The organism is Clostridium sulfidigenes, from assembly GCF_052067195.1.
Classification (GTDB): Bacteria; Bacillota; Clostridia; order Clostridiales; family Clostridiaceae; genus Clostridium_J; species Clostridium_J sulfidigenes.
The window spans coordinates 71,693-83,799 of the sequence record NZ_JBQHQR010000008.1; the positions used below are offsets into that span (position 1 = coordinate 71,693).

Here is a 12,107-nt window from a genome sequence, read left to right on the forward strand (position 1 = left end):
TTATATTCATAATCAGTTATTATATGCTATACTATAGCATGTAAACTTAATTCATATTTAATAAATATGTGTTATAATTTAATATAATAAATATGTATAAAAGTACATGGTTTAAAGGAGGTTACTTTATGTTTGATAATTCTTTGAACTTAGCAGAAAACAAGCTTCTACTGTTGCATATAATAGATAAAGTTGATTTACCTATATCAAACATACAACTTACAGAAATTGTCCTTGAAAATAATTTTATAAATTATTTTACACTGCAAGAATATATAGATGATTTAATCTCGTCTCAACTAATAAATAAAGTTAACTATAAAGATAAAGATAGATTAGTAATATCAAGTAAAGGTAAAGAAGTCCTATCTTTATTTAAAAATAGATTATCTAAGGATAGTTTAAGTAAATTAAATTCTTATATAGATGGGAAAATGAATCTTATAAAAAAAGAGGCTACAATATCAGCTGATTACACCATTGAAAATTCCAATAGCTATGTAGTTAGCCTAGGTGCTTCTGAAAATAATATCCCTCTCATGGAAATTAAGGTAACAGTGGCATCAAATAAACAAGCCAGAGAGTTATGTTCCAAATGGAAAGCTAACCCCTCTGACTTATACACTAAGATTATTAAAGTTTTAACTGAGTAATTCTTATTAAGCTCATTATAAATCTACCCTTAGTATTTTCATAAATATTTTAATCTATAATCATCCCTGTAGGCTGGCCCTTTAATGGGATGATTAATTTTTCATGATTATCATTTTTATTAATCCTCATTATTAAATCATTATAGCTATCTCCTACGTAAATATACCTTTCATCGCAAATTATTCCTCTAGGCATACCACCAATTCTTATACTCTTAATATTTATAAAATTTATAATATCAATAATAGATATAGTTCCATCACCATAGTTAGATACATAGCAATACTTTTCATCGCAATACATATCAAAAGGACAATTCCCCACTGATAATCTATGTATTACTTTATGATTTCTGCTTGATATAACACTTACACACCCCTTATCCAAACTGCCTGCACTACTTTCACAAACAAGAATATAATCCCCATTTAAAGTAAATAACGCTTTTGTTGGTGCTTGCCCTACCTTTATGTTTTTAATGTCACTACCATATAAGGAATCAAATACAGTAATTGTATCATCACCATTATTGGCTACAACTATTTCATTGCTGTGATTACAACAATCAATACTATGTGGAGAGTCTCCACAAGGAATAATCTCTATTATTTCTTTTTTATTCAAATCAAAAGTTACTACATTATTTGAGTCTCCGCAAATAATATATAAATGATTTCCCAAGGCACAAATATCTCTACAGTTTCTTCCTAAATAATAGCTATAGGATTTTAAATCCTTCAAATTAACTATAGACACTGAACCATCGTAACAATTTGAAGTGAATAATTGATCCCCTTGTATACATAATCCATGAGGACCTACTTTATTTTCATTAACTCCTTCTAACTTTATAACATCTTCTAATGCAAACTTCTCTATACCAATTTTGTTAATGCTATCTTGAGTTGTATTACAAATATATAAGTACCTCATTGGAATCCCTCCTCACATTATACTATGAAGGAACCTTCCATTATGCTACGAAAAATTTGTTACACCACAAATATATTATATTTAAAATTAATTATGATTTCTTATTATCTTCCTCATATCTCCCACCATATAAAGAGAACCAGATATGACTAGCAAAGTATCCTCATCACAATATGAAAGTGCTTTAATGTATGCTTCTTCATAATCCATAATAGCTTCACACTCTTTATTGCAAATATTAATCTTCTCCTTTAAATCTTCACATAGCTCAGCTCTCTCACTATGAGGAGTTACAGCTATAATTTTTTCTGCTTTAGGACATATTATATTTATCATTTCATCTACTTGCTTATCTGCTAAAATTCCTATTATTAACACTAGTTTTTTATATTTAAAATAAATTTCTATACTTTCAGTTAACTTCCTTATACCATCAATATTATGAGCACCATCAATTACCACTAAAGGGTTTTTTCTCATAATTTCTAATCTACCTGGCCATTTAACTTGAGCTAAACCATTTGTTATACTTTCCTTTGTAATATTAACTCCAAGATCTATTAAAGCTTCACAAACATTTATAACGACATTACAATTTTGAATCTGATAAGTTCCTAAAAGAGATAATTTAACATTATACCTGTCTCTTTCTGTTATAATGTTTAAATTTTGAACCACTGTATTTCCCTTATACTCTCCTACTTTAACTAAAGATGCATTTTCTCTTTTCACTTTTATAAGTGGTGAATTTTTTTCTTTACAAATGTTCTCTATGACTTTAGTGACTTTATCTTCCTGTGGATATAAAACTACTGGAGTATTATTTTTAATAATTCCACCCTTTTCATAAGCAATTTCCTCTAAGGTATTTCCTAAAATGTTCATATGATCATAACTTACAGATCCAACTATAGATAAAATTGGTTCTATAACATTAGTAGAGTCCAGTCTTCCTCCTAGCCCCACCTCTACAACAACAAAATCAGCCTTCATTTTATAAAAATATAAAAATCCTACACAAGTTATTATCTCAAACTCAGTAGGGTTACCATAACCTAAAGTAGTTACTTCTTTAACGGCCATTGAAACTTCTGTAACTATCCTAGCTAAATCTTCCTTTGGAATATTCCTATTATTTATCTGAATACGCTCTTCAAACTCTTCAATATAAGGAGATATATAGCATCCTACTTTGTACCCACTATGTATTAATATCTTTGTAATCATAGCTGTGGTTGAACCTTTACCATTAGTTCCTGCCACATGAATAGTTTTAATCTTCTTATGTGGATTTCCAAGGAGTTCTAGTATCTTTTCTGTTCTTTCCAATCCCAGTTTACTTCCAAACTTAGCAGTATCCTTTATATAGTTAATAGCTTCAGTATAATTCATAATAACCCTCCTGAATTCTAATTTCATAACCTATTTTACCTCATTGCATATCCATACTCAACTATATAACACTAGTAATTATCAATATTAAAAAGGATATCTCAAAAGTATAAGACTATAAATAAAATATATAGTGTATACACTTTTAGATATCCTTCTATTTATTAATATTAAAATTTATTTTTATATTAACATTCCTAAATGTTTTTATTGTAACTTTTCTATACTCTCTAATACAGAATTATACATTTCTCTGTACTTTTCACCCTTAGCTTTTTCCTCTTCAACAACCTCAGCTGGAGCTTTAGATACAAATCTTTCATTAGCAAGTTTTTTCTCTACTCTTTCAATTTCTCCTTGTAGTTTAGCTTTTTCTTTGTTTAATCTTTCAAGCTCCTTCTCTACATCTACTAACTCTAAAAGTGGCATATAAATCTCTGCGCCCTTTGAAACTACAGATACTATATTTTCTGGTGCTTCTTCTTTAGAGTTTAGGATTATAACTTCACTAGCAGATGCTAATTTTTCAAAGTAAACTTTTCCTTCCTTGAAGGCTTCTGCTGCTTCAGTTGCATATATATATGTTTTAGCCTTTCTTGAAGGTGGTACATTCATTTCTGTTCTAGCATTTCTTGTATTTCTTATGGCATCTATAATATAGTTCATATATTCTTCTGCTTTGAAATCTTCTAAATCAGCTTCAAACTCTGGCCATTTAGCAATTGTAATAGATTCACTTTCTTTAGTTAAGTGAGTATAAATCTCTTCTGTGATATATGGCATTACTGGATGAAGTAATTTTAATCCTGAAACTAAAACTTTATTAAGAACATTTAAAGCTATTCCTTTAACTTCTTCATTATCACTATATAAAGATGGTTTAGCAATTTCTATATACCAATCACAGAATTCAGTCCACATAAAGTCATGAACCTTCTGAAGTGCAATACCGATTTCATATTTTTCTATATTCTCTGTAACTTCTTTAACTATATTGTTAAGTCTTGATAATATCCATCTGTCGGCTACAGAATAGTTTTTACAATCTTTATATTTCTCTATAAGAGCTTCATCATTGTACATCATAACAAATCTTGATGCATTCCAAATCTTATTAGCAAAATTTCTTGCTGCCTCAACTCTTGATTCATAGAATCTTATATCACTTCCCGGAGCATTACCAGTAACAAGGGAAAATCTTAGAGCATCTGCTCCATAATTTTCTATAACTTCTAGTGGGTCAACACCGTTATCTAAAGACTTAGACATCTTTCTACCTTGATCATCTCTAACCATCCCATGGAAAAACACTGTTTTAAATGGTACTTCATCCATGTTGTACAAACCTGAGAATATCATTCTTGCAACCCAGAAGAATATAATATCTCCACCAGTAACCAATGTACTTGTTGGATAAAAATATTTTAAATCCTCTGTATCACCAGGCCAACCTAATGTTGAGAATGGCCATAGGGCTGAACTAAACCAAGTATCTAAAACGTCTTTATCTTGCTCTAGATTTGTAGAGCTACACTTACTACAATGAGCTGGTGCTTCTGTTTCAACTATTATCTCTCCACAATCTTTACAGTACCAAACTGGGATTCTATGTCCCCACCATAATTGTCTTGAAATACACCAATCTTGAATATTTTCCATCCAGTTATAGTAGATTTTTTCAAATCTTTCTGGAATGAATTTTATATCTTTTTCTTTTACAGCTTTAATTGCTGGTGTTGCAAGAGTATCCATTTTTACATACCATTGCTTAGAAAGCATTGGCTCAATAGTACATCCGCATCTATCATGAGTTCCTACATTATGACTATGATCTTTAATCTTAACTAAATATCCTTGTTCTTCTAAATCTTTTACTATAAGTTTTCTAGCTTCATATCTCTCAAGGCCTGAATACTTTCCATAACCTTCAGATATAGTTCCGTTTTCTTCTAAAACCACAACTTCTTCTAAATTATGTCTCTTACCTACTTGATAATCATTTGGATCATGAGCTGGAGTTATCTTAACACAACCTGTTCCAAATTCCATATCTACATAGTCATCGGCAACAACTTCAATTTCTCTCTCTACTAATGGTAACCTAAGCTTCTTACCAACTAAGTGAGCATATCTTTCATCCTTAGGATTAACTGCTACTGCAGTATCTCCAAGTAAAGTTTCTGGTCTTGTTGTAGCAATTTCAACTACTTCATCACTACCTATTACAGGGTAATTTATGTGCCAGAAATGTCCTCCTTGCTCTTCATATTCAATCTCCGCATCTGAGATAGCAGTCATACATTTAGGACACCAGTTTGTAATTCTATTTCCTTGATATATAAGACCATCTTTGTATAATTTAACAAAAACTTCTCTAACAGCCTTACTTAAATTTTCATCCATAGTAAAAGCTTCTCTTGTAAAATCAGCAGAACAACCCATTTTTTTAAGTTGAGTTTTAATTCTATCTCTATATTCCTCTGTCCATTCCCAAACCTTTTCTAAAAATGCCTCTCTACCAATTTCCTTCTTTTTAATTCCTTTTGCAAGTAAAGCTTTTTCAACTCTTACTTCAGTAGCTATACTTGCATGGTCCTCTCCTGGAAGCCATAATGTGCTATACCCTTGCATTCTCTTAGTTCTTATAAGTATATCTTGAAGAGTGTTATCTAAAGCATGACCAAGGTGCAGTTGTCCTGTGATATTCGGTGGTGGCATTATTACTGTATATGGCTTTTTATTTTTATCTACTTGTGGAGTAAAAAATCCACTTTCTTCCCACCACTTATATAGTCTTTCTTCAAACTCTTTAGGATCATAATTCTTTGCTATATTGTTATTTTCATCCATTGTTATTACCTGCCCTTCTATTGTTTTTATTTTTTACTTTTGATTACTTGTTCTAACAATTACAGTTCTTAGTAGCTATAATGTACAAAACCTTAACTAAACTATTACACAGAAATTAGCATTACATTTATTAATATATTTAATACTAGGGTAATTTAATAGATTAGTATAAAATTAATAAAAAAAAGCGCTATCACCCCAAAGGACGACAGCGCGCGTTACCACCTTTATTTCTCAAAATTACTTTTAAGACTCTCTTAATTTTAACGATGAGGAACCACCGTCTCTAGCTACTTAATTTCGCTAAAGCAACTCCGAAGCTACCTTCAAAATACTTCCTATAGAAAACCTTTCAGCCCATGGATTTTCCTCTCTTAATATTTCATATTCTTACTCCTCTTCATCACAGTCAATTTATTATGTATTATATATATTTCTCTTTTATAATATTATATACAATACAACTCTTTTGTCAATATAAATTTTAAAATATAATTTACATAAATTTATAAATGTTATAGTATATTTTAGAACAAAATGGAAAATATTAAGATAAAGTACTAATTAGGAGGTCTTTTCCTTGAATTATTTTGCACAAGGTAATGATTTATATAAACTTAAGGACTATAAAAATGCTATTGATATGTATAAAAAATCTGCAGAGTTAAAGGAATATGAAGCACCTTCATTTTATAATTCTGCTGTATGTTTTATTAAACTAAAAAACTATAAGGCTGCAATACCTCTTATTCATAGAGCTTTGAATCTACGAAAAGAAAGTAAATATTATTTCAACCTTGCTTATTGTCATGTAATGATGGATGAAAATAAAAAGGCCCTAAATTATTTTAATACTGCATGGTCCATAGATAATACGGATACTGAATGTGAAAAGGCCATAAGTTTCATACTTTCTAAATATAAAAAAACAAGCATATAAGCTTGTTTTTTTATATTTAACTATTATTTTAATTTCATAATACAAACTTTATAATATAAAAGTTATATAAATCTAATATAAAAGACTAATTAAAACTTAAGTTTTAATTAAATTTTTACTTCCATTCTCCTGCGATTTTTCTATTTCTATGCTCTGAATTAAAGGTATCATTATCAAAATAATTCCCTGCATTATAAAAAGTTGAATCCACATTTACCCATTTATCCATTTCCTTTATATACACTTCATTCCATGAGTGACTAACCCAAGACATTCCATTATAACCTTCTCCTACAATTAGTCTTACTGGTATATCATTTGCTTTACACATTGCAACATATAAACATGCATAGTCAAAGCAAACACCTTTTCCTGTATTAAAAGTATTTATGGCTCCAGAATTAATCTCTGTAGGTATGGGATTATTCATAACTTCTGTAGCCTTATCATCATCATAAATTATAGCATTCCCTATCCATTCATATAAAGCTCTTGCTTTATCATAATCATTATCATACTTACTAGTTATACTTAACGCAGTATTATCTATGATCTCATTAGATCTTATTCCCTCATCTAATGTTACTCCATTATAAAAAACTACCCCTTGAAGATATCCATTTACATCATCTACTATATTATTTTTCTCATCTACTACTTTAAATGAATTCTCTAATATATTGGGGAAACTTTTAGCTATCTCAGAATCCGTAACAGGCTCTATAATCTTTTTATTAATATAACTATATATGGTAGATGAATTTAATTTATTATCTAGCTTTGGATTATTTAAAAAAATTGATGCATAGCTAAGTAGTGCTGATAATATTATCATATAACATATAGCCTTAGGAATTTGAAATATTCCTCCTAATAAAGCTCTAGTACCTCTGCCTGTATTTCTAATACTGGTATCAATGGCATCTGAAGCTGGATATAAAGTAGTCCTGCTGATAAATTCTATAAGGGCTTTAAATATCTGATAAATAATTAAGAATGTAAACAATAGTATAATTGCATTAAATAGCTTAGATTTAGTAATAAGATAAGCAAAGGATGGAGAAATCTTTGAGGATATATATTCAACTAATCCATACTTATCTAATGCAAACACATTTTTTACCACCACAGTAGTTAATATTATTGAACAAACCATTGCCATAGAAGTTAATACACCCTTAATTGTAACCACCATGCTTTTACTTTTCAATTTAAATACAATGCCCATTATTACAGGATATACAAATGCTATAACCAATACTAATGAAACAATATTTATATTATACTCCTCTAAAAATTCCATTCTATCCCTCCTTTTCTCTCCTGTTAGATTTTCTTCTAGATTTAATAATAGGAATCTTCACCTTTAATAATCTTGTTTAATACAGTTTTGATATCGCTGTAATTATAACCCTTTCTTAAAAGGAAATCCTGTAATTTTTTCTTTATTTTAATTGCATCCTCTTCTGATTTGCTAAGGCGTTCATATCTTTTCTCTGCAATACTGAGAAGTTCATCCCATTGATTTTCCTTAACCTGATTATAACCATCTGACCTAAAGACCTCTATATTTTCTTTTTCCGTGATTTCTAATTTATTTACTACTGATTTAATAGTATCAAAATTATATCCCTTAGATATTAAAAAAGTATTAAGTTTACTTTTTATTTTTACTATATTGCCTTCATTTTTACATAGCACCTTAAGTTTTTTTTCTGCTAGCTTTAAAGCCACTGTTTCTTCATCCTTAGAAGAAATTTCATTTAGTATGTTATTTATCATTTCCTCAGATATACCCTTTTTTATAAGTTTATATCTAATGTTTCCTTTGCCTTCTATTCTAATATTTTGTGTTACAAAAGCTTTTGAATAATATTCATCATCAATAAATTTATATGCCTTTAGAAATTCTAAAACTCTGTCTATAACACTATCTTCATATTCTTTCCTTTGTAGAAATTCTCTCACTTGAAACTCACTCTTTAGAGCTCTCTCAATATACTTTAATGCCTTTGTCTTTGCTGTAAGAAAATTATCTTCAACTATAACTTTCTTCAGTTCTTCAATATTAATTTCTTTTCCCTTAGATAAATTATGATAATATACTAATTCACTGCTACATCCAAATGCAAATTCACCATTTATAAATATATTTACTCTGTTATCCTTTTTCTTTTGGGCTTCAATCTTAGTAATTATTTTACTCACTGTTCTTCCTTCCCATCATCTATAGAAATTTTATACCTTACTCCCTATCACATAGAAGTACATGAATTGTAGGCTTATTTAGTACCTTCTTAGCTACTTCATATAAATCTTGAGCTACTATATAATTCAAATTCTCCATATCTTCATTAAATTGATATAAATTATCCTCTTCCATAGCCTGATGTACTACATAATTTCCCAAATCTGTTGAATCCTCTAAAGTAGAAGCTATAGCAGTCTTAAACACCTTTTTCATTAAATTTATAGTATTACCATCAAATACAATTATTTCCTCTTTAATTTTTTCTATACAATTATTTATGGTTTCTATAGTTGCATCAACATCCTCTGGCGCTACTGCTGCATAGATATATAAAGTTTTCAAGTTGTTTGTTAAGTCAAGACTTGTATAAATATCATAAGCAAGTCCCCTATCTTCTCTAAGTTCTCTAAATAATATAGAATTAGAACTCTCTCCAAACTTGTGATTTAATATTCTTAAAGCTAACTCTTCTTTCTTAGTTAGGTCTTTAAAGGTATATAAATATATTATTGTACTCTGCTCCATATTATCTCTATGAGTAATCTTAATTTTTTCTTTATTTTTTTCAAAATTTAAAATAGGCTTATTTACTTCTTTTCTTTTCCACTGACTAAAATATTTTTTAACTAACTCTATTACATATTCATGTTCATAAGATGATACCACCGTTATCACTGTATTATTAGAAACATAGTGATTATTATAATATCTTATTAAATCTTCTCTACTAATTGACTTTACAATCTCTTCTTTTCCTATAACATCAATCTTCAATGGACTATGAGTAAATGCCATATCATTTATTTTTTGAAAAGATAAATCTTCTACATCATCCTTACCACTTCTTAATTCTGCTAATATTACTCCTCTTTCCTTCTCAATGTGTTCCTCTAAAAAAGTAGGATGTTGAAGTAAGTCACTAATCAATTCTAAACTTACATCTAATTCTTCGTTTAAAGTAGTTGTATTAAAAACAGTGGACATATAATCTGTATAAGCATTATACTCTCCACCTAAATTTTCTAAATCACTATTTAATTTTTCATTATCTCTATTTACAGTTCCCTTAAAAAGCATATGCTCTATGAAATGAGATATGCCACGTTCTTGCTTTTCTTCACAAACAGCTCCAACCATAACTCCTATATTTAAAGAAGCTATTTGGGTTTCTTTTTTTATAGTTATTAACCTAAGTCCATTTTCCAAATATGTTTCCATTGTATCAAATAAAAATTTTTTCATATATTCTCCTTACTTTAAAATATCTATATATAATTATACCTATAATTCTAATTATATCTACACATAATATAATATATGATTTTCTATAAATGTAATAGAGTTTTATATTTCCACCTGCATAATTTTATTTATTTCATTATATTTAGTTATAAATACTTAGGTATAAAATTTCAGTTTACAATTGCTATTATGGATTTACTGTGTTACTATTAGATGTATTTAAAGAAAAAAGAGAAGAGGAATATGAATGATAAAAACTAAATTTGAAGAACTTGGACTTAAGGATTCCATATTAAAGTCTATAAATGACTTAAACTTTGAAAATCCTAGTGATATACAAGAGAAAAGCATTCCTGTAAGTTTACAAGGTTACGATATAATAGGTCAAGCGCAAACAGGAACTGGTAAAACCCTTGCCTTTGGAGCACCTATTCTTAGCAACATGGGCCCTAAGGGTGGAGCTATCCAAACCTTAATATTAGCTCCAACAAGAGAGTTAGCTATTCAGGTTAGCGAAGAACTTTTGAAATTATGCAAGTATGAAAAGTATAAAATCCTACCAATCTATGGTGGTCAATCCTTTGACAGACAACTTGCTGCTCTAAAAAGAGGAGTAGATATTGTAGTTGGAACTCCTGGAAGAATATTAGATCACATTAATAGAAGAACATTAAAACTTCAAAATGTTAAATTCTTAGTTTTAGACGAAGCTGACGAAATGTTAAACATGGGATTTATTGAGGATATTGAAAGTATCCTATCTAACTTAAATGAGGAAAGACAAACGCTTTTATTCTCTGCTACAATGCCAAGACCAATAAAAAACCTATCTAAAAATTACATGAAACCTGATGCTCAACATATTGTAATAGCTAAAAAATCCATGACTGTATCCAAAATACAACAATCATACTTTTTAGTTAACTCATCTAATAAATTTGATTCACTTTGTAGAATTTTAGACGTAGATAATCCAACTACAACAATAATGTTCTGTAAAACTAAAAAAGGTGTAGATGAGTTAGTTGATGCTTTACATGGTAAAGGCTATAGTGTTGAAGGTATGCACGGAGATATGAAACAAAGCCAAAGAATGAACACATTAGCTAAATTTAAGAGCGGACAACTACATTTCCTTGTAGCTACTGATGTTGCAGCTCGTGGAATTGATGTTGAAGATGTTACTCATGTTATTAACTATGACTTGCCACAAGATATAGAATCTTATGTGCATAGAATAGGAAGAACTGGAAGAGCTAATAAAGAAGGTATTGCTTATAGCTTTGCTTCAAGAAAAGAAGTTTCTTTTATAAGACAAATAGAAAATCATACTAAAAGTAAAATAGTTAAAAAAGACATTCCTACTTTAGCTGATATATTCTCTGCTAAATCTGGAAGTTTAATAGAAAACATTGGGAATGTATTACAAGAAGACTCATACAATACATTCTTACCTATGGCTAAAGAGCTAATAAATGAGTATGGTGCTGAAGATGTTACTGCTTCTTTACTAAAACTAATGTTTGATAAAGAATTAAATTGTAACTATGCTGAAGAGTCTGTAGATGTAGATGATACAACAAGATTATTCTTATCTATAGGTAAGCTCGACAAGGCCAGAGCTAAAGATGTTATTGAATTTTTAGATAACACTGCCGGTGTTAAAGGTAAAGAAATTGGAAGAATTGATATCCTTGATAAGTTCTCCTTTGTTGATGTACCTAGCAATCTTGTAAATATAATATTAGAGAATTCTAAAGGAAAAATGTTTGGTAAAAGAAAAGTAAACATTGAAATATCTAATAAAAGAAAATAGATTTGCATCTAATATATAGTCAAAATGCG

At 29.1% G+C, this 12,107-nt stretch carries 9 protein-coding genes and 1 other annotated feature; of the genes, 3 read left to right on the forward strand and 6 right to left on the reverse strand.

The features are described 5' to 3' along the window. Window positions 1-128 precede the first annotated feature (128 nt). Window positions 129-653, forward strand: a complete 525-nt coding sequence (locus ACTNBA_RS11035; RefSeq protein WP_150846035.1) for a DUF4364 family protein — start codon at window positions 129-131, stop codon at window positions 651-653. 49 nt (window positions 654-702) lie between these two features. Here ACTNBA_RS11035 and ACTNBA_RS11040 read toward each other — a convergent pair whose 3' ends face one another. The 3 genes from ACTNBA_RS11040 to ACTNBA_RS11050 all read right to left on the reverse strand — a co-directional run bounded on the left by ACTNBA_RS11040 (window position 703) and on the right by ACTNBA_RS11050 (window position 5,829). Beyond that, window positions 703-1,587 (reverse strand): YncE family protein, encoded by an 885-nt coding sequence (locus ACTNBA_RS11040; RefSeq protein ID WP_441074071.1) that lies wholly within the window; start codon window positions 1,585-1,587, stop codon window positions 703-705. A gap of 87 nt (window positions 1,588-1,674) precedes the next feature. Beyond that, complete coding sequence (locus tag ACTNBA_RS11045) at window positions 1,675-2,979, reverse strand: bifunctional folylpolyglutamate synthase/dihydrofolate synthase (protein ID WP_441074072.1); 1,305 nt, start codon at window positions 2,977-2,979, stop codon at window positions 1,675-1,677. Window positions 2,980-3,186: 207 nt separating this feature from the next. Then, the gene (locus ACTNBA_RS11050) at window positions 3,187-5,829 is read right to left on the reverse strand and encodes a valine--tRNA ligase (protein ID WP_441074074.1); all 2,643 of its coding nucleotides are present in this window, start codon (window positions 5,827-5,829) and stop codon (window positions 3,187-3,189) included. A 198-nt stretch (window positions 5,830-6,027) separates the two neighbouring features. Further along, window positions 6,028-6,245 (reverse strand) — a binding site (T-box leader). Window positions 6,246-6,409: 164 nt separating this feature from the next. Between ACTNBA_RS11050 and ACTNBA_RS11055 the strand changes: the two genes are divergently transcribed. After that, on the forward strand, window positions 6,410-6,769 hold the full coding sequence (locus tag ACTNBA_RS11055) for a tetratricopeptide repeat protein (protein WP_035133086.1): 360 nt from the start codon (window positions 6,410-6,412) through the stop codon (window positions 6,767-6,769). Window positions 6,770-6,884: 115 nt separating this feature from the next. Here the strand turns inward: ACTNBA_RS11055 and ACTNBA_RS11060 are convergent, their stop codons facing one another. From ACTNBA_RS11060 to ACTNBA_RS11070, 3 genes are read right to left on the reverse strand one after another with little or no spacing between them, the layout of a single operon-like run. After that, entirely contained in the window at window positions 6,885-8,072 is a 1,188-nt protein-coding gene (locus ACTNBA_RS11060; RefSeq protein WP_441074076.1) for a transglutaminase-like domain-containing protein, read from the reverse strand. A gap of 41 nt (window positions 8,073-8,113) precedes the next feature. Beyond that, on the reverse strand, window positions 8,114-8,977 hold the full coding sequence (recX, locus tag ACTNBA_RS11065) for a recombination regulator RecX (protein ID WP_441074077.1): 864 nt from the start codon (window positions 8,975-8,977) through the stop codon (window positions 8,114-8,116). Between the two features lie 37 nt (window positions 8,978-9,014). Then, window positions 9,015-10,262 (reverse strand): M16 family metallopeptidase, encoded by a 1,248-nt coding sequence (locus tag ACTNBA_RS11070; protein WP_441074079.1) that lies wholly within the window; start codon window positions 10,260-10,262, stop codon window positions 9,015-9,017. Window positions 10,263-10,509: 247 nt separating this feature from the next. Between ACTNBA_RS11070 and ACTNBA_RS11075 the strand changes: the two genes are divergently transcribed. Continuing rightward, complete coding sequence (locus tag ACTNBA_RS11075) at window positions 10,510-12,078, forward strand: DEAD/DEAH box helicase (RefSeq protein WP_035133090.1); 1,569 nt, start codon at window positions 10,510-10,512, stop codon at window positions 12,076-12,078. Window positions 12,079-12,107 lie beyond the last annotated feature (29 nt).